Origin of the sequence: Zoogloea sp., assembly GCF_017302315.1 — a bacterium.
Taxonomy (GTDB): Bacteria; Pseudomonadota; Gammaproteobacteria; order Burkholderiales; family Rhodocyclaceae; genus Zoogloea.
This window is the reverse complement of sequence record NZ_JAFLDT010000001.1, coordinates 131,826-155,349: the sequence shown is the minus strand read 5'-3', so window position 1 is coordinate 155,349 and position 23,524 is coordinate 131,826. Positions and strand designations below refer to the sequence as shown.

At 59.6% G+C, this 23,524-nt stretch carries 21 protein-coding genes; 9 read left to right on the top strand and 12 right to left on the bottom strand.

The features are described from left to right. Nucleotides 1-28: 28 nt before the first annotated feature. Complete coding sequence (locus J0L98_RS00640) at nucleotides 29-1,225, bottom strand: L,D-transpeptidase family protein (protein ID WP_296409342.1); 1,197 nt, start codon at nucleotides 1,223-1,225, stop codon at nucleotides 29-31. Further along, on the bottom strand, nucleotides 1,225-2,328 hold the full coding sequence (locus J0L98_RS00635) for a tetratricopeptide repeat protein (RefSeq protein ID WP_296409340.1): 1,104 nt from the start codon (nucleotides 2,326-2,328) through the stop codon (nucleotides 1,225-1,227). The genes J0L98_RS00640 and J0L98_RS00635 overlap by 1 nt, the downstream gene beginning before the upstream one ends. 223 nt (nucleotides 2,329-2,551) lie before the next feature. Between J0L98_RS00635 and cysS the strand changes: the two genes are divergently transcribed. Further along, nucleotides 2,552-3,934, top strand: a complete 1,383-nt coding sequence (gene cysS, locus J0L98_RS00630; protein ID WP_296409338.1) for a cysteine--tRNA ligase — start codon at nucleotides 2,552-2,554, stop codon at nucleotides 3,932-3,934. A 62-nt stretch (nucleotides 3,935-3,996) separates the two neighbouring features. Here the strand turns inward: cysS and J0L98_RS00625 are convergent, their stop codons facing one another. From J0L98_RS00625 to grpE, 4 genes are all read right to left on the bottom strand, one after another. Continuing rightward, nucleotides 3,997-5,151 (bottom strand): ABC transporter substrate-binding protein, encoded by a 1,155-nt coding sequence (locus J0L98_RS00625; RefSeq protein WP_296409336.1) that lies wholly within the window; start codon nucleotides 5,149-5,151, stop codon nucleotides 3,997-3,999. A gap of 141 nt (nucleotides 5,152-5,292) precedes the next feature. After that, nucleotides 5,293-6,423: a molecular chaperone DnaJ gene (dnaJ, locus tag J0L98_RS00620; protein ID WP_296402094.1), complete on the bottom strand. Its 1,131-nt coding sequence runs from the start codon at nucleotides 6,421-6,423 to the stop codon at nucleotides 5,293-5,295. A gap of 113 nt (nucleotides 6,424-6,536) precedes the next feature. Beyond that, the gene (gene dnaK / locus J0L98_RS00615) at nucleotides 6,537-8,471 is read right to left on the bottom strand and encodes a molecular chaperone DnaK (protein ID WP_296409334.1); all 1,935 of its coding nucleotides are present in this window, start codon (nucleotides 8,469-8,471) and stop codon (nucleotides 6,537-6,539) included. Between the two features lie 93 nt (nucleotides 8,472-8,564). Further along, on the bottom strand, nucleotides 8,565-9,155 hold the full coding sequence (gene grpE / locus J0L98_RS00610) for a nucleotide exchange factor GrpE (RefSeq protein WP_296409333.1): 591 nt from the start codon (nucleotides 9,153-9,155) through the stop codon (nucleotides 8,565-8,567). A 159-nt stretch (nucleotides 9,156-9,314) separates the two neighbouring features. On the opposite strand from grpE, the gene J0L98_RS00605 reads away from it, so the two are divergent. Beyond that, nucleotides 9,315-10,676 (top strand): serine/threonine-protein kinase, encoded by a 1,362-nt coding sequence (locus J0L98_RS00605; protein ID WP_296409332.1) that lies wholly within the window; start codon nucleotides 9,315-9,317, stop codon nucleotides 10,674-10,676. A gap of 33 nt (nucleotides 10,677-10,709) precedes the next feature. Here the strand turns inward: J0L98_RS00605 and trxC are convergent, their stop codons facing one another. After that, nucleotides 10,710-11,150: a thioredoxin TrxC gene (gene trxC, locus J0L98_RS00600; protein WP_296409331.1), complete on the bottom strand. Its 441-nt coding sequence runs from the start codon at nucleotides 11,148-11,150 to the stop codon at nucleotides 10,710-10,712. A gap of 241 nt (nucleotides 11,151-11,391) precedes the next feature. Between trxC and J0L98_RS00595 the strand changes: the two genes are divergently transcribed. Then, the gene (locus J0L98_RS00595; protein WP_296409330.1) at nucleotides 11,392-11,841 is read left to right on the top strand and encodes an AP2 domain-containing protein; all 450 of its coding nucleotides are present in this window, start codon (nucleotides 11,392-11,394) and stop codon (nucleotides 11,839-11,841) included. Between the two features lie 24 nt (nucleotides 11,842-11,865). Here J0L98_RS00595 and J0L98_RS00590 read toward each other — a convergent pair whose 3' ends face one another. From J0L98_RS00590 to hrcA, 3 genes are read right to left on the bottom strand one after another with little or no spacing between them, the layout of a single operon-like run. After that, nucleotides 11,866-12,210, bottom strand: coding sequence for a phage holin family protein (locus J0L98_RS00590; protein WP_296402100.1), 345 nt, complete (start codon nucleotides 12,208-12,210; stop codon nucleotides 11,866-11,868). A 36-nt stretch (nucleotides 12,211-12,246) separates the two neighbouring features. Next, complete coding sequence (gene hemH / locus J0L98_RS00585; protein WP_296409328.1) at nucleotides 12,247-13,344, bottom strand: ferrochelatase; 1,098 nt, start codon at nucleotides 13,342-13,344, stop codon at nucleotides 12,247-12,249. Between the two features lie 9 nt (nucleotides 13,345-13,353). Beyond that, on the bottom strand, nucleotides 13,354-14,385 hold the full coding sequence (hrcA, locus tag J0L98_RS00580; RefSeq protein WP_296409326.1) for a heat-inducible transcriptional repressor HrcA: 1,032 nt from the start codon (nucleotides 14,383-14,385) through the stop codon (nucleotides 13,354-13,356). Nucleotides 14,386-14,517: 132 nt separating this feature from the next. Between hrcA and J0L98_RS00575 the strand changes: the two genes are divergently transcribed. Continuing rightward, on the top strand, nucleotides 14,518-15,402 hold the full coding sequence (locus tag J0L98_RS00575) for an NAD kinase (RefSeq protein WP_296409325.1): 885 nt from the start codon (nucleotides 14,518-14,520) through the stop codon (nucleotides 15,400-15,402). 29 nt (nucleotides 15,403-15,431) lie between these two features. Next, entirely contained in the window at nucleotides 15,432-17,093 is a 1,662-nt protein-coding gene (gene recN / locus J0L98_RS00570) for a DNA repair protein RecN (protein ID WP_296409324.1), read from the top strand. Here the strand turns inward: recN and J0L98_RS00565 are convergent. Further along, nucleotides 17,090-17,668, bottom strand: coding sequence for a TMEM165/GDT1 family protein (locus J0L98_RS00565; protein WP_296409323.1), 579 nt, complete (start codon nucleotides 17,666-17,668; stop codon nucleotides 17,090-17,092). The genes recN and J0L98_RS00565 overlap by 4 nt on opposite strands. Before the next feature lie 31 nt (nucleotides 17,669-17,699). Further along, nucleotides 17,700-18,137: a ferric iron uptake transcriptional regulator gene (gene fur / locus J0L98_RS00560; protein WP_296402106.1), complete on the bottom strand. Its 438-nt coding sequence runs from the start codon at nucleotides 18,135-18,137 to the stop codon at nucleotides 17,700-17,702. Between the two features lie 121 nt (nucleotides 18,138-18,258). On the opposite strand from fur, the gene J0L98_RS00555 reads away from it, so the two are divergent. The 4 genes from J0L98_RS00555 to carA all read left to right on the top strand — a co-directional run bounded on the left by J0L98_RS00555 (nucleotide 18,259) and on the right by carA (nucleotide 23,514). Further along, a complete protein-coding gene (locus J0L98_RS00555; protein ID WP_296409321.1) occupies nucleotides 18,259-18,603 on the top strand; it encodes an outer membrane protein assembly factor BamE in 345 nt (114 codons plus the stop codon). 56 nt (nucleotides 18,604-18,659) lie between these two features. Next, nucleotides 18,660-19,466, top strand: coding sequence for a 4-hydroxy-tetrahydrodipicolinate reductase (dapB, locus tag J0L98_RS00550; RefSeq protein WP_296409318.1), 807 nt, complete (start codon nucleotides 18,660-18,662; stop codon nucleotides 19,464-19,466). Between the two features lie 273 nt (nucleotides 19,467-19,739). After that, entirely contained in the window at nucleotides 19,740-22,199 is a 2,460-nt protein-coding gene (locus J0L98_RS00545) for a response regulator (protein WP_296409316.1), read from the top strand. Nucleotides 22,200-22,332: 133 nt separating this feature from the next. Further along, nucleotides 22,333-23,514, top strand: coding sequence for a glutamine-hydrolyzing carbamoyl-phosphate synthase small subunit (carA, locus tag J0L98_RS00540; protein ID WP_365953939.1), 1,182 nt, complete (start codon nucleotides 22,333-22,335; stop codon nucleotides 23,512-23,514). Nucleotides 23,515-23,524: the final 10 nt, after the last annotated feature.

The following is a 23,524-nucleotide window of genomic DNA, read 5'->3' as shown; positions in this document are numbered from 1 at the left end:
GGTCCTGTGAGAAAAAACGGCTTCGCGTTTAGGCGAAGCCTTCATAGATGATCTTCCAGCGTCCACCTTCCTTCACCCAATACTGTCGTTTCTTGAGGACGTTGGAAAGGTTGTTGCTGCGGTAATCCTGTTCGAAGGTCACGACAATCATGTCTTGCTTGCCAGGGTTGCGAAAAACGCTCAGTTTGCTCAGATCGACCTTGACCCAGGACTTTCCCGCTGCAACCAGCCGTTTTTGCTGCGCCCACTGGCCATAGTCGCCCTCGTTGTTGCGGAAGGAGCGGGAGTAATGGGCCAGATAGCGATCCACGTCACGACTTTCCCAGTCCTTCCGCCAGGCTTCTATTTCGCGGTTGAGTGCTGTGCGTTCGCTCGCCCAGTCGTCCAGGCTCAGCCATTCGATGGTGTTACTGATGATGACCGGGGTCAAGCCGACTTGTAGATAGCCGGAAAGGGTATCCAGATCCTGGTTCGTCAGCACCACGCAGCCGTCGGATGCGCGGGGAGGGCGCGAGTAGGTGTCGCTGGGCGTGCCATGGAGCCAGATACCGTGGCCATTGCGGCCCTGCTGCCTGTCCCACTCGTTCGGGTAGTTGATTGGAAAGGCGCCGCTACCGTAGAAATCCGAAAGTTTCTGGCGTGGCAGATTGGCCGTCACGTGGTACACGCCGACCGGCGTGCGCTTGTCACCTTCGCGGGTCTTTTCCGCACCCAACTTGCCATGGGCAATGTAGTAGTCTGCAACGAAGCGGGGGCGCCCGTTGTCGTTCTGGTAAATGTAGAGCCGGGAGCGCTGGGTGTCCACGACGATCGCAAACTTTTGATCGGGCTCCATCTGCAGCAGGTAGCGCGGGACGTAGTTGCTAGGCGGTCTGTTGCGATAGGCCTTGAGACGGGCGATTGCCTCTTCACGAAGGTCTGCGAGCTTCTCTGCGGGGGCTTCCGGCGAGTCGCCAAATGCACTCAGTGGTCGGGTGCGGGCAAGAAGCAGGTCGCCACGGATCAGATGGGCAAGGCGAAAGTTGGGGTAGCGCAGCAGTAGCGCATCAACCTTCTTGAGTGCGTCATCCGTCCTGCGGTGTTCGATATCACGAATCACTTCTCCGAGGGCCATGTCGGCGTCGGCCGCTGATGCCCGCAGGCCTCCAGAGGCCGATACCACGAGCGGGAAGCAGACGAAGACGAGGGCAAGCCCCCTGTGTAAGGCGGCCTTCAAGCGAAGCATCAACCGCCTACCCGCTCCTGCTGGATGACCCACTTGCCGTCCTGATTGATGAGATTGAGTGTCTTGTTGGAAGAGGTGGACAGGTTGGCTGAGCGATAGTGCTGACGAAGCTTGACTGTAGCCCGATCCCCCGCCACGGAGACAACCTTGATGTTCTCAAGATCAACTTCGATGGCGCCGGGTTTGGTGAGCCGCTGGGTGCGCTCTTCTTCCCAAGCCTTGCGGTTGAGCCCCTTCGGAGGTTCAAAGTCACGCGCGTAGTAGCCGAAATAGGACTTGACATCCTTGCGGGACCAAGCTCCAGCCCAGTTCTGCACCGCTTTGGAGATCGCGGCCGCCTGAGGTGGCGTATCGTCTTTGGGTTCGGGTCGTTTCGCGACGGCTTTCGGCTCTTCCTTGATAACCGGGGTGGGAGGAACGGCAACGGGTGTTGGGGGGGCGATCGGTTTGGCTGCAGCAGGTGCGGGTGCCGTGGCTGCAGAGGCTGGAGCAGGTTTCACGGGGGCGGCCGCAACAGTTACCGGGGGCGGTGCGGCAGGCTTGTTCGCCTGGGGGGCTGCCGCTACCGGGGTGGGGGCAGCTGGACGGCCGGGTTTGCCAGCGACGCTGATCATTTCCCGAATGAGGGCGAGCTTGTTCTGGGCGGCAACGTTGGACGAGTCCAGGGCGAGTGCCTTGTCGTAGGCCTGGCTGGCCAGGCGAGCATAGATGTCGCCGAGGTTCTCGTGGGCAGTCGCGTAGCTCGGATGGGTGCGGATCGCCATCTCGAGAGCGATACGAGCCTTGTCGTACTGGCGCTGTTGGGCGTAAAGCACGGCCAGATTGTTGTAAGGCTCCGGGAGTTCAGGAAAATCCTCGGTCAATTTCTGAAAAACGGCGATGGCCTCGGCGCTGCGGTTAAGCTCGGACAGCACCACCCCTTTCAGAAAACGAACCTGAGCGTCTCGCGGCTTGGAGGCCAGAATGCTGTCGGCGCGTTCGAGAGCCTGGGAAAACTGTCCCTGTTTGACAAGGGTCTGGAGATCCTGGATGGGATCCGCCCGAACGGGGCTGCAGATCAGGCTTGCGAGGAGCAGGGAGGCGACCAGGGCTCGTTTTGACATGTGGTATGATCCGCAAGCACGGCTAAGCACGCACCAGCGCTTGTTATTGGTAGGATTGCTATCTGCGCATTTTATCAAGAAGCGTTGCTGCCTACCATGAGCACTTCCCTATTTCTTCGTTGCACGGGCTCACGCTGTCCGAGCAATTCAGGGCCGGCCTGCGCCGTTTTCTGATTGCGTTCTGGCTTGATCCTTTTTCCACGGTTTCAGTTCAGTCTTCCTCATGTTGAAAATTCATAATTCCCTCTCCCGAAAGAAAGAGCGGTTCATCCCCATAGAGCCAGGCAAGGTCCGCATGTACGTATGTGGGATGACGGTGTACGACTATTGCCATCTTGGGCATGCACGGGTGATGGTGGTATTCGACATGGTGGTGCGCTGGCTGCGGGCGAGCGACTATGAGGTCACGTATGTTCGCAATATTACCGACATTGATGACAAGATCATCAAGCGTGCGGGGGAGAATGGGGAGAGCATTCGTGCCTTGACCGATCGTTTCATTGCCGCGATGCATGAAGATGCGGATGCACTCGGTGTCCAGCGGCCTGATCATGAGCCCCGGGCGACCGAGTATGTCTTGCCAATGCAGAAGCTCATTGGCGAACTGATGGGGCACGGCCTGGCCTACAAGGCGGACAATGAAGACGTCTGCTTTGCCGTGCGCAAATTTGAGGGTTACGGCAAACTTTCTGGCAAGTCCCTGGATGAATTGCGTGCTGGGGAACGGGTTGAGGTGGCCGGCGGCAAGCAGGATCCCCTTGATTTCGTACTATGGAAGCACGCCCGGGCCGACGAGCCCGAGGAAGTCAAGTGGGCTTCACCCTGGGGAGCTGGACGCCCCGGGTGGCACATTGAGTGCTCTGCAATGAGTTCGGAATTGCTGGGCGCCCAGTTCGATATTCATGGGGGTGGGGCCGACCTGCAGTTTCCCCATCATGAGAACGAGATCGCCCAGAGTGAGGGGGCTCACCAGTGCTCCTTCGTGAATTACTGGATGCACAACGGGTTTGTGCGTGTTGACGATGAAAAGATGTCCAAGAGTCTGGGCAACTTTTTCACTATTCGTGACGTGCTCAAGGAGTATGCGCCGGAAGTGGTCCGTTTCTTCATTTTGCGCGCCCACTATAGAAGTCCGCTCAACTACTCTGACGCTCATCTCGTGGATGCGCGAAATGCGCTTTCGCGCCTATACACGGCTTTGCGCAACGTGCCGCCCGCTCCTTTGCCCGTGGTGGACTGGTCGTTACCCATGGCCGCGCGTTTCAAGTTGGCCATGGATGATGACTTCAATACGGCAGAGGCGCTGTCCGTCCTATTCGATCTGGCTGCAGAAGCAAATCGGAGTCAGTCAGCCGAGGCCTCCGGCCTGCTCAAGGAGTTGGGGGGTGTGTTGGGGCTGCTCGAGCAGGATCCTACGGCCTTCCTGCAGGGTGGGGCTGAAAGTGCCGGCGATGACTCCGCTTCAGTCAATGCCAGGATTGAGGCACGGATTGCTGCCAAGAAGGCGCGTGACTTTGCCGAGGCTGACCGGATCCGCGCTGAATTGCTGGCCGAGGGGATAGCCCTTGAAGATACGGCCCAGGGGACGATCTGGCGTCGTGCCTGATCTTCTCTTCGCAAAAATGAGGCCACGAGAGTGGCCTCATTGACGTCCAGGGGGCCGTTGAATCAGCGTAGAACCCGCCCGTCCCGACCAAGAACGGTCAGATCCACGAAGCGCGATCCGTTGTGGCTGGTGGGGGAATAGCCGACCCGGTAGCCGCCAAGGTCGAAAGTGCCATTCTCGAGGGTGCTTACGAGCTTCTCACGGGTTGGATCCTTGCCCACCTTCTTCAGGGCATCGGCCACCAGTTTGGCATTCAGGAATCCCTCGATACCGTAGTAGCTGTAGTTGCCATGCTTGGCATGGGCCTGAATGGCCTTGTGGTATTCCTTGACAGCCGGGATGGTGTCGTTCCAAGGGTAGGGCATGACCTGGGATATGCCAATGCCGTGCGCCTCCTTGGCTCCCATCTCTGCGACAAGCAGATCGGCACCAATGGGCGAGAGCGTTGAGAACTGGGGAACCTGGCCGGCCTTGCGCATCTGCCGGATAAACTCGGCGGTCGGCTTGTAGAGCGTGGCCATGATGACGGCCTGGGGATTGCCTTTGGCAATCTGGGCGACAGCGGCGGCGACGTCCAGTGAATTGCGCTCCACGGAGCCTACCGCAACGGGCTTCAATTTGTGGCGGGCGAGGGTTGCTACCACGCCGTCCAGCCCGGACTTGCCGAATCCATCGTTTTGGTAGAACACGGCGATCTGGGTGATGCCAAGACCGACCAGATGATTGACGATGGCTTCGGTTTCGTCGGCATAGCTCGCGCGCAGGTGAAACATGTAGCGGTTGACCGGTGTGCGCAGGCTGCCGGCACCGCTGATGGTGCCGATAAGAGGAACCCGCGCTTCGGCGAAGACTTTCATTGCCTCGGTGGTGGGGGAGGAGCCGTAGTACGCCATCAGGGCAAAGATCTTTTGCTCATTGATCAGTTTTCGGGTGTTGGCGACCGCCTTATCCGTTTCGTACCCATCATCCAGCGCAAGAAGCTCGACTTTCCGGCCGTGAATACCACCTGCCGCGTTCAATTGTGCGAAGTACGCCATCGCGCCTTCTTTCATCTCCTTGCCATAGGCGCCGTTGGGGCCGGAAAAGGGGGCAGACATGCCCAGTGTGATGGTGTTCTCGCCGATACCAGGATCGGCAGCCTGAGCCGAGTCCGCGACCGTAAACATCAATCCGACGCTTAGGGTGGCGATCAGCGACTTGAGGGTGTGGATAAGCATGATCGGCGACTCTTTTTTGTTTGGAGGAGGGGCGAAGCCGAGTATAGGTCAAAAGGAAAGTGTTTCGGAAAGGACGCTGGCCGATGCTCCAGAAGGAGCATCGGCCAGCGTTTTGTGTCGCAGTGCAGCAATAAACCGGGCTCAGGCGCTAAAGAAATCCTTCACCTTGTCCATCCAGGACTTGGCTTTCGGGTTATGACGCTCGGCGTTGCTGGACGCGATCTCGTCGAATTCCCGGAGCAGTTCCTTTTGACGTTCAGTCAGTTTGACCGGTGTCTCGACGATGACATGGACCATCAAGTCACCCGGAGCGTGACTGCGGACGTTGCGGATGCCCTTGCCCCGCAGGCGGAATACCTTGGCACTCTGCGTCTCCGCGGGAATCCGGATATTGGCTGCGCCGTCGAGGGTTGGGATCTCGATTTCGCCACCCAGGGCTGCGGTGGTGAAACTGATCGGCATCTCGCAGTGCAGATCGTCGCCGTCCCGCTGGAATACAGGGTGCTGCTTGATGTGGATCTCCACATAGAGATCCCCGGCCGGTCCACCATTGACACCTGGCTCGCCATGACCACCATGGCGCAGTCGCATGCCGTCGTCTATTCCCGCCGGAATCTTGACTTCCAGGGTCTTCTGTCGCTTGACGCGTCCCGCACCACCGCAGGACGGGCAGGGCTCCGGAATGATGCGGCCGCTGCCGTGGCACTTGGGGCAGGTCTGCTGAATGGAGAAGAACCCCTGCTGAATGCGAACCTGACCGGCGCCACCACATGTCGGACAGGTCTTGGGCTGGGTGCCGGGTTTTGCGCCACTGCCGTGGCAGGTGTCGCATTCTTCCAGCGCCGGAATGCGGATCGTCTTCTCCGCACCACGGGCAGCTTCTTCCAGGGTGATCTCAAGGTTGTAGCGTAGATCGGCACCCCGGTAGACATTGGAGCGACCCCGTCCGCCTCCGCCGCCTCCAAAGATGTCGCCAAAGATATCGCCGAACGCGTCAGCGAAGCCGTCGAAGCCCTGACCGCCACCACCGCCGCCGCCCATGGAGGGGTCGACGCCTGCGTGACCGTAACGGTCGTAGGCGGCGCGCTTGTTGGCATCCGTCAGGATCTCGTAGGCTTCCTTGGCCTCCTTGAATTTGTCCTCGGCGTCCTTGCTGTCCGGATTGCGGTCCGGATGGTATTTCATGGCCAGCTTTCGGTAGGCCTTTTTCAACTCGTCCTCAGAGGCGTCGCGATTGACGCCTAGGATCTCGTATAAATCCCGTTTCGCCATTTTTGGGTGCTCTGGCTTTCTTGCGTAAAGGCCGAGCCGAGCGGTGCGGATGCACCGGCAGGGGCTCGGCCGGGTCTGTCGGGTCGGCTGACTGGCTGTTCAGCCAGACAGGCTTACTTCTTGTCCTTCACTTCGGTGAACTCGGCATCGACCACGTCCGGTTCGTTGGCCTTGGTGCCACTGGCAGAGGCGCCTGCGCCGCCCGCCGGGCCGGCAGCACCAGCCTCGGCCTGAGCCTGGGCATAGATGTGCTCGCCCAGTTTCTGGCTGACTGCACCCAGGGCTTCGCTCTTGGCATCAATGGCCGCCTTGTCACCAGACTTGATGGCTTCTTCGGCTTCGGCGATGGCGGCTTCGATCTTGGCCTTGTCGTCGCCGATCTTGTCGCCGTGCTCGGCCAGTGCCTTCTTCACGGAATGAACTAGCGTATCGAGGTGGTTGCGTGCATCGACCAACTCGTGAGCCTTCTTGTCTTCCTCGGCGTGGGCTTCCGCGTCGCGCACCATGCGCTGGATTTCGTCGTCCGACAGGCCGGAGTTGGCCTTGATGGTGATCTTGTTTTCCTTGCCGGTGGCCTTGTCCTTGGCGGACACGTGCAGGATGCCGTTGGCGTCGATGTCGAAAGTGACTTCGATCTGCGGCATGCCGCGCGGGGCTGGCGGAATGTCGGAGAGGTTGAATTGGCCGAGGCTCTTATTGCCTGAGGCCATTTCGCGCTCACCCTGCAGCACATGAATGGTCACAGCGGACTGGTTGTCGTCAGCAGTGGAGAACACCTGGGAGGCCTTGGTGGGGATCGTGGTGTTCTTCTGGATCAGCTTGGTCATCACGCCCCCCAGGGTTTCAATACCCAGGGAAAGCGGGGACACGTCGAGGAGCAGAACGTCCTTGACTTCGCCCTGCAGCACGCCGCCCTGGATGGAGGCGCCGACGGCAACGGCTTCGTCCGGGTTCACATCGCGACGCGGATCCTTGCCGAAGAACTCCTTCACCCGTTCGATGACCTTGGGCATGCGGGTCTGACCACCGACGAGGATCACGTCGTCAATGTCGGAAACCTTCACTCCGGCGTCCTTCAGGGCCACGCGACAGGGCTCGATGGTGCGCTCGACCAGATCTTCGACCAGCGACTCGAATTTGGCACGGGTGATCTTGAGTGCCAGGTGCTTCGGGCCGGTGGCGTCGGCGGTGATGTAGGGCAGGTTGATTTCGGTCTGCTGGCCGGAGGACAGCTCGATCTTGGCCTTTTCGGCGGCTTCCTTGAGACGCTGCAAGGCCAGCACGTCGTTCTTCAGATCGACGCCCTGTTCCTTCTTGAACTCGGTGACGATGTAATCGATGATGCGCTGGTCGAAGTCTTCGCCGCCCAGGAAGGTGTCGCCGTTGGTGGCCAGCACTTCAAACTGGTGCTCGCCGTCAATGTCGGCGATCTCGATCACGGAGATGTCGAAGGTGCCGCCGCCAAGGTCGAACACGGCGATCTTGGAGTCACCCGGCTTCTTGTCCATGCCGAAGGCCAGCGCCGCCGCCGTGGGTTCATTGATGATGCGCTTGACTTCGAGTCCTGCAATGCGGCCGGCGTCCTTGGTGGCCTGACGCTGACTGTCGTTGAAATAGGCCGGTACGGTGATGACGGCTTCGGTGACTTCTTCACCGAGGTAGTCTTCGGCGGTCTTCTTCATCTTGCGCAGCACTTCGGCGGAGACTTGCGGAGGGGCGATCTTCTTGCCGCGCACTTCGACCCAGGCGTCGCCGTTGTCTGCCTTGCAGATGGTGAAGGGCATCAGGTCAATGTCCTTCTGGACTTCCTTTTCCTCGAAGCGACGGCCGATCAGGCGCTTGACGGCGTAGAGGGTGTTCCTGGCGTTGGTGACGGCCTGACGCTTGGCCGGGGCGCCGCACAGGATCTCGCCGTCGTCGGCGTAGGCAACGACGGACGGGGTGGTGCGCGCACCTTCGGAGTTCTCGATGACCTTGGGCTTGCCGCCTTCCATCACGGAAACGCAGCTATTGGTGGTGCCGAGGTCGATGCCGATGATCTTGCCCATGAGTTTTCCTTTAGTTCGAATTCTGTTTGTCAGTGGGGAGGGAAGCGCCCGCCCCTTGGCTTGCTATGGAATATGGGGATGCCGGAACGGGTTTCAAGCGGTAGATTTGGCCTTTGAGACCACGACCAAGGCTGGACGCATCGTACGCTCGTTGAGCAGATAGCCCTTTTGCAGCACGCTGATCACCGTATTCGGCTCGCCGTCGGCCTCAAGGGCACTGATGGCCTGGTGCTTGTTCGGATCGAACTTCTCGCCAACCGGGTTGACTTCGGTGATGTTGGCGCCCGTGAAGGCCGATACCAGTTGTTTGAGGGTCAGCTCAACGCCCTCCCTCAAGGTCTCGAGGGTAGCGTTTTCGGTAGCGAGTGCCGCTTCAAGGCTGTCCTTGACCGGGAGCATCGACTGGGCAAACTTGTCAGCGGCGAATTTACCCGCCTTGATAATGTCTTCCTGGGCGCGGCGGCGGACGTTCTCTGTCTCCGCTCTTGCTCGCAGCCAGGCGTCGTGGTGCTCGGCGGCCTTCAGTTCGGCTGCGCGAAGCTGCTCTGCGAGGGACGGCAGGGTATCGATGCCCGCAGCTTCCTGGGCCGCGTCCTGGACGGCTGCAGCACCGTCAGCGCTGCTCTCGACAAGTTCAACGTCGGCCTTGACTTCGGCGCCCAGGGTGGGATCTTGGTCTTGCATGGGTAACGGCTCCTTTTTTTGACTCGCAATAGCTGGGGGCGCAAGATAAGATTTCAAGAGGGGGGGTGCCACCACGGGAAAGTTCCCCCGCCGCGTGTAAAATCGGCAAGTCCCGGCAAGGTCCGGTCATCGTTGCAACCTCTGCGGTGCAGTGCGGGTATGGATAATTCACCAGAGAAAGTCGGCAAGTACAAGCTGATCCGTGAGGTCGGTCGCGGGGCGACTGCGACGGTGTATCTCGCCGAGCATCCCCAGTATCCCGATCCGGTGGCGCTCAAACTTGTGCGTTTCGACGACAAGTCCAAGGACGAAGCCAAGTGGAACCGGCGGCTGATGAAGCTCCTGCGGGCCGAGCGTGACGTGTCGAGCCGCCTGGATCACCCCAACATCATCAAGATCTTCGACACGACGGTTGAGAAGGACTACGCATACATCGTGATGGAGTACTTCCCGGGGACTACCCTGGAGCAGTACTGCTCGTTCCAGAGTCTGCTTCCCCTGCACAGGGTGATCGGCATGGTCTTCAAGTGCGCGATGGCTCTGGATTACGCCTATCGTCAGGGCATCGTGCATCGGGACATTAAGCCGGCCAACATCCTGGTGGATGAGCACGATAACGTGAAGATCACCGATTTCGGCCTGGCGCTCAACATCAGCAAGAAGAGCGCATCGGACTCGACCTTCATCATGGGCGTGGGCTCTCCGGCCTACATGAGCCCTGAGCAGATCAAGGGCTATCCGCTCAACCAGAAGACCGATCTGTTCTCTCTGGGCGTGGTGCTTTTTCATATGCTGACGGGCCGGCTCCCCTTCCGGGCGAAGAATCCGGCCCAGTTGATCTACAAGATCATCAACACCGAGCCCCCTCTGGTCTCTCAGATCAATTCGGAACTGCCCGAACAGCTTGATGGTGTCATCCGTCGGGCTCTGGAGAAGGATCTTTACTCGCGCTACAAGAATGGCGCGGATTTTGCCAAGGACCTATCGGCGGTCCGCTACAAGATCCTGGATGACAGCTCTTTGCCGGTCGACAACACGCGTTACTCGATTCTGCGCAAGATGCCTTTCTTCACCGAGTTTGAAGATGTGGAGATCTGGGAAATCTTGCGGATCTCCCGGTGGCGGAAGGTGGAGGCGAATACCCTGCTGATCCGGGAGGGGGATTCCGACCAGCGCTTCGGGATCATCATCGAGGGCAGGGTTGAGATGTCGGTGGATGGTCACCGGGTGTGTGAGCTTGCCTATGGTGAGGTCTTCGGCGAACTGGCCTTCCTGGATCAGCAGGAGCATCGGCACACCAGCACTGCGGTGGCCACCACCAGTACCGTGTTCCTGGAGATCAATCCGTCAGCGCTGTCCCTGGCCACCGACGAGTGTCAGGAGGCTTTTCGCAGCCGGCTTGTCACCGTGGTGGCGCGTCGCCTGGGGCAGGCCTATCGCGAGCTCTCGAAAGATGGACCCCCGGCCGAAAGGATCACCGTGAGCGGCTTCGGCATGGAACTTCAACTCGTTGACAATTGAGTATCGAGTAGAGGCTCGAGGCGCTGCTCAGGGTCATCGCCCCGTGTGGTGCCGGACCCATCGTATGATTTCATCCGTTCCCATGGCACCCGACTGGCGTGCCAGTTCTTTACCTCGATGGAAGAGCGCCAGGGTTGGGATGCTGCGGATCGCGTAGTGTGAGGCGATCTGGTTTTCTTCTTCTGTATTCAGTTTTCCAAGCCTGAATTCGGGTTCCAGGATGGCGGCGGCAGACGAGAACGCGGGTGCCATGCTTCTGCATGGTCCGCACCAGGGTGCCCAGAAGTCCACGACCAATGGCAGGTCGCTGCGTGCTGCGTGTATGTCGAAATTTGCCATTCCCAGTTCGACCGGGTGTCCGTCAAAGAGTGCCTTCTTGCAGCGTCCGCAAATGCCATGGTCGTGAAGTCTGTCGGCAGGAATTCGATTGATTGCCGAACAGTGGGGGCAGGGGATAAGCATGCTGTCAGTCATGATTGTGGCTCCACGGGATTCAAGGAGTGATGTGGGGGAGGGCGACGTACTTTCAAGGGGCTTGCCCAGCCCGGTTCTCGGTGGTCCGTTTCGGAGGCTAAAGTTTCGACAACGCCGGCCGAAATCCTCCCTGAAGCCGCGATATCTTCGCGGATTGGACAGGAGGTGGCTTGTGAGCCGAGGCAGCACTTATGGAATCAGCCGGGTCGACAATGAGACCAGCCGGACTCATGGATGGCTTGTGACCATCCAGCGTCGTGGCGTGATCTATCGCAAGCACTTCAGTGATGGGGTGTTTGGCGGAAAGCAGAGGTCATTTGGTGCTGCGAAGGAGTACCGGGATCAGATCATCGCCGAACATCCGCCGTTGTCGATGCAGGAGTATTCCAACATCGTCAAGAAGAACAATCGTTCCGGGGTGGTGGGCGTGTGCCGCTACTGTGCATCAGAGACGCGCGATCTGCCCGAGGACAAGCAGCGCTGGTTCTGGGTGGCGTCGTGGCCGCTCCCGGATGGGCGTCGGAAACGGGTCAAGTTCTCGGTCAAGAAGTATGGCGAAGACGGCGCCTTCAGGATGGCCATGGACGCCCGTTCGGCGGCACTTGGAAAGCTGGTCGGCGCTTTTGATCCCGGTGCGGTCAGACGTCGAGCTCCGCGCCGACGCAGTGCTCAAGCAACTGCCCGGGGCTGAAACGCGGCCACTGGCAATGTTGGATCAGTCCTTGTCACTCAGCGCAAGGCTGACCATCCACGTGAGGATGCTGTAGAGCAGGGCGCCCCAGAAGGCCGTCCAGAAATCAGGTACGACAAATCCCTGGACGAGGCCGGATACCGACCAGAACATCAGCGCATTGATCACCAGTGTGAAAAGGCCAAGGGTGAGAATGGTGATGGGGAGGGTGATCAGGATAAGCAGCGGCCTGATGATGGCGTTCACAAAGCCCAGCAGCAGGGCGCTGAGCAAGGCGGCCGTATAGCCTTCCACCCGTATGCTGGTGAGGATTTCAGGAATCAGCATCAAGGCGACGGCATTGAGTATCCAGCGAAGAATCAGTTTCATGGGACCTGCCTCCTGCAGTCGTTTCCTGACTTGGGCTCAGTTGTCGGCGCCGAGTTTCTTGGCCGCGGTCTGCTGAAGCGAAAGGATCGCTGGGTCGGGCTGCGCATCGGTTATCCAGTTGCCCAGATGGGTTAGCGAGAGCTGCATGAGGGCATTGATCCACTCATCGTTCTCGTTCAGGCAGGGAATATAGCCGAAGCGCTCACCACCAGCGTGAAGGAAGGCCTCCCGACACTCCATGTTGATTTCCTCAAGGGTTTCGAGACAGTCCGAAACGAAACCCGGACACATCACGTCAACGGAGCGGATGCCCTGCTTCGCCAGGGACTCCAGGCTGGGTTGGGTGTAGGGCTGGAGCCATTCAGCCTTGCCGAAACGGGACTGGAAGCTGATCATCAGTCGTGCCGGGGGCAGTTTCAGGGCTTCGCCGAGGAGGCGGGCGGTCTTGTGGCATTCGCAGTGGTAAGGGTCACCCAGATCAAGGGCGCGACGCGGGATGCCATGGAAGCTCAGGACCAGCCTTTCCGCCTGCCCGTGTCGCTGCCAATGTGCGCTCACTGCATTGGCCAGTGCCTGGATATATCCCGGGTTGTCGCCAAAGCTCCTGATGAACCTGATCTCTGGCAGATTGCGCCAGTGGCGCAGGCATTCGGCGACCTCGTCAATGACCGTGGCCGTCGTACTCGCCGAAAACTGCGGGTACAGCGGAACGACGAGGATTCGTGTACAACCTTTGGCACGCATATCATCCAGTCGGCTCCGGATGGATGGCGCGCCGTAGCGCATGGCCCAACTGACCAACAGATCCCTCTGCCCGGCATTGGTCAGAAAGCCGGCCAGCAGCTTCGCCTGCTTCTCAGTATGTGCCTTCAGGGGCGAGCCTTCCGCTGTCCACACGCTGGCGTATTTTTTGGCTGATTTTGCGGGGCGGGTACGCAGGATGATGCCGTGGAGTATGGGCCACCAGATCAAGCGGGGGATCTCGACGACGCGCGGGTCCGAGAGGAATTGACGCAGGTAAGGGCGTAGCGCATCTGCCGTCGGCGCAGCGGGGGTGCCGAGGTTGACCAGCAGGATTCCCGTCCTGGTCGGTGTGCCGTGGACGTAAGCTGGCTCTTGCCAGAATCGGGTCATGGAGGGCTTTCAGGTGTTCTGGCCAGAGAGGGCGCTGGTCAAGAGGCGGGCGGTGATATCGACTATCGGAATCACGCGTTCATATGCCATTCTGGTTGGGCCGATGACCCCTACGGATCCGACAACCTGGCCATCTACTTGGTAAGGAGCGGTGACAACACTGCAATCGTCCAGGGGGCTGAGCCCGCTCTCGCCGCCAATGAAGATTTGCACCCCTTTGGCCCGGTTGGAGATGTCGAGTAGCTGCATGAGGCCGGTCTTTTGCTCGAACAGCTTGAACAGTTCGCGCAGTCGCGCCATGTTCGAAGACAGATCTTCCGCATCCAGAAGATTGGTCTCCCCTGAGATGACATAGGTGCTTTGCGTATCCTCGAGCGCCGCGCTACCAGCTTCGACTGCCGCGGTCATGAGTTCGGTCATGTCGGAGCGAAGCTGCTTCAGTTCGTCCTGGATCCGGGAACGGATCTCGGGAAAGGCGAGCCCGGCAAAGTGCTGATTCAGATAAGTGGCTGCATTTGACAATTCGGATGACGAATAGGGGCGTTTGGTGAACAGAATCCGGTTTTGCACATCTCCGGTCGTGGTGACAAGGATGAGCAGGACACGGGTATCCGACAGGCTGACAAACTCGATCTGGCGGATCTTGATCGCATCTTTCTTGGGAGAAATGACAACCCCGGCAAAGTGCGTCAGGCCGGAGAGCATCTGTGATGCCGCGTTGATGACTCGTTGCGGCTCCCCGGGCTGGATGTGGCCCTTGATCTCCTGAAGCTGACCGATGCCGAGGGGCTGCACCGTGAGCAGGCTGTCCACGAAGAAACGATAGCCGCGTGCAGTCGGAATCCGACCCGCCGAGGTATGGGGGCTGGAAATGAAGCCCAGTTCCTCGAGGTCGGACATGACGTTCCGCACCGTTGCCGGCGATAGCTTGAGCCCGGAATGGCGAGACAGTGCGCGAGAGCCCACAGGTTGCCCTTCGGTGATGTAGTGCTCTACAAGTGTCTTGAGCAGGACTTGAGAGCGTAGATCGAGGCTGGTCATGGTGTTGGGCTCGTTGAGACGCCCCAATTCTAAGGAAGGGCGAAGGCCGTGAGAAGCGCCGGTTGTTTGTGGACTGCGTGTTTTGCGGCGGCAGACTGCGGCACCGAGGAAGAATGTGGTTTAATCAAATCCATGACCTGCGAGTTCAAGACAATAGCGCTGATAGGCAAGTATCAGAGCCCTGAAGTGGCGGAGGCTGTCTTCCGCCTTGCGTGTTATTTGAGAAGCCTCGGACTCGGTGTTCTGATTGAACAGGGTACCGCAAGTTCCACCGGCCTGACGGCCGGTTTCTCTGTGGCGAGCTACGAAGAGATCGGCGGCCGGGCTGATCTGGCCGTTGTTCTCGGAGGCGACGGGTCTCTGCTCAACAGTGCCTGCCGCTTGGCGGAATACAACGTGCCACTGGTTGGCGTCAATCAGGGACGGCTGGGCTTTCTGACTGACATCTCCCGCGAGGTTGCGCTAGAGAAAGTGGGGGAGATACTTGAAGGGCGCTTTACCGAGGAAAGCCGGGTACTGCTGGATGCTGAGGTGGTTCGCAATGGCAGGCGGGTGTTCCATACGGTGGCCTTGAACGACGTCGTTGTGAACAAGGGTGATCTGGGGAGGATGATTGAATTTGATCTGCGCATTGATGGGGAATTCGTTTATACCCAGCGTTCCGACGGCATGATCATTTCGACTCCCACGGGTTCAACGGCCTATGCACTCTCGGCAAACGGACCGATCCTTCATCCAAGCGTCGATGGGATCGCCTTGGTGCCCATGTGCCCCCATACGCTGACGGCCCGTCCGATTACCCTGCCGGACCGTTGCCAGATCGAGATTGTCCTTCTTCCGCCCCACGATTCAAGAGTCCATTTTGATGGGCAGACCCGTTACGATACGCGTGCCGGTGATTGTGTCCGCATCACCCGGTCGCCCCATAGGGTGCGTTTGTTGCATCCGGTTGGCTACAGCTATTTCGCGATGCTGCGCGAGAAGCTGCACTGGAGTTCAACGCCCCGTCATAGCTGATTTCTTGCCCTTTCCTGTTTTTTCTCCCCATGCTGCGCCACCTCACCATCCGTGATTTCGTGATTGTCGACCACCTCGAACTGGACTTCGGTGCGGGTTTTGGGGCGCTCACCGGTGAAACGGGCGCGGGCAAGTCCATTCTCCTTGACGCGCTCGGGCTTGCCTTGGGGGGCAAGGCGGAGTCAGGTGTCATCCGTACCGGAAGTGCACGGGCCGAGATAGTTGCGGAATTCGATGTTCCGGCCGATGGGCCCCTACGCAACTGGCTGGTCGAGCAGGCGCTTGGCGGAGAAGATGAAGTCATACTCCTGCGCCGGGTGCTAGAAAGCAGCGGTCGATCCAAGGCGTGGCTGAATGGAACGCCGGTGGTCTTGAGCCAGCTACGCATGGCCGGCGATTTTTTGGCAGATATTCATGGTCAGCACGCCCACCATGCGCTTCTGCGTGGCGACGCACAGCTTGAGCTGCTGGACGCGCACGGAGGTCTGCAGTGCCTTGCCCGGGAGGTTTTCGAGCGCTACCGAGACTGGTCTGCCTTGCGTCGTGCGCGAGCACTGGCGGAAGAGGATGCATCCTCTTCCGCGCGAGAGCGAGAGTTGCTTGGCTGGCAGGTAGGTGAGCTCAGTGATCTGGCTTTCGATCTTGATGATTGGCGCTCCTTGAATCAGGAGCAAGCCCGCCTTGCCCACGCGGCCAGTCTTATCGAAGGTGGGACTGAAGTGGTGGAAGGGCTTGCCGACGGTGAGTATGCAGTCGTGCCCCAGCTTGATCGCCTGTTGGGTCGGGTGGCGGAGATGGCTGCACACGATAGGCAGCTAGCCGACGTGCAGGAGCTGCTTAGCGGCGCCAGCATTCAGCTAGATGAGGCCGTTCATGCGATGCGTCGATACCGGGATCGGCTGGATCTGGACCCTGAGCGTCTCGGCGAGATTGATCAGCGTATCCAGGCGATTACCGGAATGGCTCGCAAGTATCGCGTTGCTCCGGAAGATTTGCCCGATGTCTTGACCGAGAGCGTGAGCCGTCTGGAGCGCCTCACGCGTCAGTCCGATCCGGCCGCCTTGGCCCGAGATGAAGCATTGGCCCGGGAGGCGTTCATGCAACCGGCTGTGGCGCTGTCGGAGGCGCGCCGCAAGGTCGCCGCCGAGCTTTCGTCGGCGGTGACTGAGGCCATGCAGTCTCTGGCCATGTCAGGGGCTTGCTTCGAGATTGCCCTCAAGCCGGTGGAGGAGGGAGCTGCGAGTGGTTTGGAAACGGTCGAATTCTTGGTAACGGCGAATGCCAGTCAGCCCTTGCGCTCGATGGCCAAGGTGGCTTCGGGCGGCGAGCTTTCCCGCATCGGGTTGGCCATTCAGGTCATCACCAGCCGTAGCGTGGCAACGCCGACATTGATATTTGATGAAGTGGATGTGGGGATTGGGGGGCGGGTGGCCGAGATTGTCGGCCGTTTGTTGCGTCAGCTGGGTGTTGATCGTCAGGTTCTCTGCGTCACCCATCTTCCCCAAGTGGCAGCCCAGGCTGATTGGCAATGGACGATTTCCAAGGAAACCCGGGAAGGCGAAACCCTTTCCCGGGTAGAGCTACTGGATGCGTCCGGCCGTATCGAAGAGATTGCTCGCATGTTGGGTGGGGTCAACATCACTGATACGACCCGCCGCCATGCGGCAGAAATGCTTGCCCTTGAGTCCTAGAGACCGAGGCTGCCAGCAGCGGCAAGGGTGACAAGGCCGGTCAGCACAAATACGCCAGCAGCAATCCAGCGGATTTTCTTCAGGGGGAGGCGCTTCGCGAGGCCTTCGCCCACAAGTACCGCAGGCACGTTGGCGATCATCATGCCGACGGTGGTGCCGATGACAACCCATGCGAGGGAGTCGAAACGTGCCGCCAGGGCTACGGTGGCGAGTTGGGTCTTGTCCCCCATCTCGGCGACGAAGAACGCGATGGTGGTGGTCACAAAGACGCCCGCAGGATGAGGTTCCGAGGGCGCTTCGTCATCATCCAGGGTGTCGGGCTTCAGTGTCCAGATTCCGAACGCAACAAATACCAGCGCAATGATCCAAGGCAGCCAGCTTGAGGGGATGATGTCAGCCACCCAAGCACCCACCGATCCGGCAAGCGCGTGATTGAGCAGTGTGGCAACGAAGATCCCTGCGATGATGGCCCAGGGCTTGCGCAGCCGCGCAGCCAGAACGAAGGACAGGAGTTGGGTCTTGTCGCCGATTTCAGCCAGGGCGACGAGGGCTGCAGAGGTCAGGAATGCTTCCACGGAATCTGGCGGGGCTCGCCGCTATTGGGTTTCAGGTGTTGCCGGACTTGTTGGGGCAGGCGGATTTCTGACAATCAGCGTAGAGGTAGAGGGCGTGCTCCTTGACAGCAAAGCCCCGCTCGGCGGCGATTCGGTTCTGTCGTTCTTCTATCTCGGGATCGAAGAACTCCTCCACCTTGCCACACTGAATGCAAACCAGGTGGTCGTGGTGGCGACCTTCGTTGAGTTCGAAAACCGCCTTGCCCGATTCGAAGTAGTGGCGTTCGAGAAGTCCGGCCTGTTCGAACTGGGTGAGAACACGATAGACGGTGGCCAGACCGATATCCATGTCCTCACCGATCAGCAGGCGGTAAACGTCTTCTGCCGTAAGATGGCGATTTTCGGCCTTTTGGAACAGATCCAGGATCTTGAGGCGCGGGAAGGTTGCCTTGAGGCCGATGCTTTTGAGGTTTTGAGAATTATTGGACATGGGGGCCCCGGAGAACTGAAGAGGCCGGCCAGAAGCCCGGCCGGCACCATATGATATAGTTTCCGACCTTTGTTGAGAATGCGGCTCTCCAGCCGTTGCTCGCGCCGCTTCCCTAGACGCCATGCGTACACTCCTTACCTCTGCACTCCTCGTCGCAACCCTCGCAGGTTGCTCTTCCGTCTCCGACTTCCTCAGTCCATACCGGATCGACGTTCGCCAAGGCAATTTCGTTTCCCAGGAAATGGTGGCGCAGCTCAAGCCCGGGATGTCGCGCGAGCAGGTTCGTTTTGTCCTTGGCGCACCGCTGCTGACCGATGTCTTCCATGCCGACAGGTGGGACTACGTCTATCGCTTTCAGCCAGGCAAGGGAAAGCTCCAGGAGAGAAAACTGACCGTGATTTTCGAGAACGGCAGTCTGGCCAGACTTGAAGGGGATGTGCGCCCCGATGAGGCGGGCACGCAGTAACTCACTTTTGGGGCCACCGTTGCATCCGGGCCCATCACCGTTTTTCCGGGGAAACAATGGAACAAATTCGTATCGCTATCGCCGGTGCGTCGGGACGTATGGGCCGGATGCTGATCGAGACAACCCTCAAGACTGAAGGGGCTGTCCTCGTGGCCGCTTTCGAACGGCCGGACAGCATTTTTATCGGTCGGGACGCGGGTGAGTTCGGCGGGGCTCCGTGTGGTGTGCCGATTTCGAGCGACGTGGCCGAGGGCCTTGCCCGGGCGGACTGTCTGATTGATTTCACGCGCCCGGAAGCAACGCTTCAGCACCTTGCCCTGGCTAGATCGGCCGGCTGTGGTGTCGTCATCGGGACGACCGGTTTCACAGATGATGGCAAGGCTGCCATTGCCAGCGCCGCAGCCGATATTCCCGTGGTGTTTGCCCCCAACATGGCGGTGGGCGTAAATGCGGTCTTCAAGCTTCTCGACATGGCTGCTCGCATCCTCAACGAGGGCTACGACGTGGAGATCATCGAGGCGCATCACCGCATGAAGGTGGATGCGCCGTCGGGGACAGCCCTGCGGATGGGGGAGGTTGTCGCCGATGCTCTCGGGCGGGATCTGAAGGCCTGTGCCATCTACGGGCGTGAGGGCGTGACAGGAGAGCGCGACGGCCAGACGATCGGCTTTGCGACGGTGCGCGGGGGTGACATCGTCGGTGATCACACGGTACTTTTTGCCGGTATCGGTGAGCGTATCGAGATCACCCACAAGTCAGCCAGTCGCATGCCTTATGCGACGGGGAGCCTTCGTGCCGCGAAGTTCCTGGCAGAGCGCAAGTCCGGCTTGTTCGACATGCAGGACGTGTTGGGGCTGAAGTAGGCTAGGCGGCGGGGTCCAAGCAGCTCAAGATGGAGGGGGCGGTGCCGTTATTGGCAGTGTTCCCGAGGGGGGCGTGTCAGCCAGTCTGATGCGCCTTCTTTCTTGTGATTTCGCGATCTACTGGCGGCCCCCGTGATACGTCCTGAGCTGGAACCCCTGGCCTCCGATGCCGACCTTGGTCGGGCGTTGCGGGCCTATCTGACTGAGCAGACCGCATCAGGCGTACTGGCCGCGAGCGGGGGTGATTTATCATCCGCGCCCGTATCGGATCTGATGGATTTGGTCCGTGGAATGGCTGCGGCCCGTGATCAGGCGGAGCGGGTGGCTGTCGAGGCCAGACGGCGGCTTGAGCTTGCGCTGCGGAATACTGAAGGCGGCCTTTGGGACTGGGATCTGGCCGGAGGTGGTATCGTCCTTGATCAGCATTGGGGGCGCACCCTTGGCTACGACGAGTCCGAGTGCTCGAACAATTTCGCTTCGTGGCTGCCTCTGATTCATCCCGATGATCTTTCGATCAGTCGTCATCAGCTCGTTACTCATCTTCGCGGTGAGCTGGACTATTTCGAAACCCAGCTCCGGATTGCACCCAAGGCCGGTGGGTGGCGCTGGATTCTGGTCCGTGGCAGGGCATCCGGCAGAGGGGGTGACGGACGCTGGACGAGAATCGTTGGAACCTATTGGGACGTTACCCAAGCCAAGTGCGCAGAACTCGAGCTGCTCCACGCCAAGGAGCAAGCCGAGGCCGCCAACCGTGCCAAGAGCGACTTTCTGGCCAACATGAGCCACGAGATCCGCACACCCATGAATGGCATCATCGGGATGACGGAGTTGGTGCTTGATACTCAGCTCGACGAGGAGCAGCGGGAGTATTTGAACACGGTCAAGAGTTCGGCGGATTCCTTGCTCAGGATCATCAACGATGTTCTGGACTTCTCAAAAATCGAGGCCGGGCATCTCAGTCTAGAGAGGGTTGAGTTCTCGCTGGTCGATCTGCTCGGTGACACCATGAAGTCACTGGCGCTACGGTCTTACCAGAAGGGGGTGGAATGCTTCTACACCATGGCTCCGGATGTGCCGGGAGTCCTGTTGGGTGATCCAACCCGCCTGCGCCAGGTGCTGACCAACCTCGTTGGCAATGCCATCAAATTCACCGAAAACGGTGAGGTCGAGGTAGTCGTGGGCGGTCGTGCGGAGGAGGGCGGCGAGTTCCTTCTGGAGGTGTCTGTACGCGACTCCGGGGTTGGCATTCCGGAAGATAAGCATGAAGCGGTCTTCGGCGCCTTTTCTCAGGCTGACGAATCGACAACCCGAAAATACGGTGGGACAGGTCTTGGACTTGCCATCTGTCGTCGTATCGTGGAGCTGATGGGCGGGGTGATCTCGCTGAGAAGCCGACCCGGGGAGGGGAGCACGTTCAGTTTCTCCCTGCGTGTAGGTGTTGGGCGCGCGCGCGTTGCAGACCTGCCGGCTCTTGGCCCGCGCAGGGCTTTGCTGGGGATGTGCAATCCGGCATTCCGTCAAAGTTTGGGGGGGCTCTTGCGTTCTCTTGGGCTCGAGGTCCGGGAAGCGGATTGTGGGGTCGCCGTTGAAGAGATGCTTGCTATCGCCGGGAAGCTGAATAGCCCCTATGACTGGATTCTCATGGATGCCGGGATGCCGGCGCCGGGTGGGTATGCACTGGCCGAGAAACTGTTTCAGGGTTGGCCCCGGCTGGATCGCGTCATCATGATTCTTGATCCCAGCACGCAGAGGGCTGATGGAGCAAAGTGCGAGCGGCTCAAGGTCGGGGCGCGGCTGATCAAGCCGTTCTCGCGCGGTGACCTCATCGATGCCCTCAGCCTGACGCTCCATGGTGCGTCAGCGGAGGAGGAGCGATTCCTGGCCTTTGAGGCGGAACAGACCTTTGCGTGTGCGCCGCCTGCGTCTCGCTCCAACCAACGCCTGAGGATCCTGCTGGTTGAGGACAATCCGGTCAACCAGACCGTTGCTGTGAAGATGCTTGAGAAGGTGGGGCATGTCGTTACGGTTGCGTCCAACGGCAAGGAGGCCGTGGACTGCTATGACGCCGAGCGCTTTGATCTGATCCTCATGGATGTGCAGATGCCCGTCATGGGTGGGCTGGAGGCCACTCAGGCGATCCGGGCTCGCGAAGCGAGGCGCAGTTGGGCCGCGGGCGGCAAGTGGCAGTCGACGCCGATTGTGGCCATGACTGCCCATGCCATGCAGGGCGATCGCGATCGATGTCTGATGGCCGGCATGGATGACTATATCGCCAAACCCATCAAGCCTGTGGAGCTGCACGGGGTGATTGATCGTGTTCTGGGGGATCTTGATGGTAGCTGCCAGGCCGGCTTTGCAGGTTCCGGGGCTTGCATCGATGTGGGGGCGGACGCAGCGATTGCCGATGTTGATGCCACACGGGATCTGCTGGATGGTGATGAGGCCGCTTTTCAGCAGCTCATAAGCCTGTTCTTCAGTGATCTGGAGCGGAATCGAAAGTCCCTTGCGCTCGCCCAGAGAACCTCTGATTTTGCGACCATCCGGAGTCTTGCGCACACAATCAAGGGGTCCGCCGGCGTATTCAATGCCGCAGGAGCGGTGGCGGCGGCTCAGCGACTGGAAAATGCGGGCAAGGCGCAGGATGGGGCTGCAGTGCGAAGGGAGCTGCCAGACTTGCTCAATGAGCTGGGGAACCTTGCGGGTGTGCTGCGACGGGCGAGGGGCGCGCGTTGATTTTGTCAGCGCCTTGTCAGTTTTCCTACAGCCGGATTTGCCCGAAATCTCGTCCCGGGCTATAATTAGAAAGTTTCTCAGCGGGATGGCCAGTCACGGCTGATCCCGTTTTTCATGTGTAGCCTGGCTGCCCATGTCTGTCGTCCAATCTCAAGATTTCGAGGAGTCCACCGTGTCAGCTTTCCCGCCCGCCATTCTTGCTCTTGCCGACGGGACGGTGTTTTACGGTAAAGGCATCGGGGCAGTGGGTATGACAACCGGCGAGGTGGTTTTCAACACCTCCATGTCTGGTTATCAGGAAATTCTCACCGACCCCAGCTACTGTCGTCAGATCGTTACGCTTACCTATCCTCATGTAGGTAATACCGGTGTGAACCGGGAAGACTGTGAGGCTGACAAGGTCTACGCTGCAGGTCTGGTGATTCGCGACCTGCCCATGTTGGCGTCCAACTGGCGCTGCGAGCAGTCACTGGATGCCTATCTAAAGTCCGAGAACATCGTTGCCATCGCAGGGATTGATACCCGCAAGCTGACTCGTATCCTCCGTGAAAAGGGTGCCCAGAGCGGCTGCATTGTCACGGCATCGACAAGTGCTGAGCTCAACGTGGATGCGGCGCTCGTTCAGGCTCGCGCCTTCCCCGGGCTTGCCGGAATGGATCTGGCCAAAGTGGTTTCCGCAACTGCTTCATATCCATGGAGTGAGGGCGAGTGGGAGCTTGAGAAGGGGTATGTCTCTCAGGACAATCCACGCTTCCATGTCGTTGCCTTTGATTATGGCGTGAAGCGCAACATCCTCCGCATGCTGGCCCAGCGCGGTTGTCGTCTTACGGTAGTTCCGGCCCAGACATCTGCCGCGGAGGTCCTTGCCCTCAATCCGGACGGCGTGTTCCTTTCCAATGGCCCTGGTGATCCCGAACCGTGTGACTACGCTATCGAGGCAATCCGTGAGGTGCTTGCCAAAGGGGTGCCGACCTTCGGTATTTGCCTTGGTCATCAACTCCTTGCCCTGGCGTCCGGTGCGAAGACCATGAAGATGAAGTTCGGGCATCATGGTGCCAATCACCCGGTCAAGGATCTCGATTCCGGCCAGGTCCTGATCACCAGCCAGAATCATGGCTTTGCTGTGGATGCCGCAACGCTGCCTGCCAACCTCCGGGCAACCCATGTGTCGCTCTTCGATGGCAGTCTGCAAGGCCTTTCCCGTACCGATGTCCCGGCGTTTTGTTTCCAGGGCCACCCTGAGGCAAGTCCTGGTCCTCACGATGTGGCCTACCTGTTTGATCGATTCATTTCGCTGATGGAGGCGAGGGGCTGAAGCCGATAGC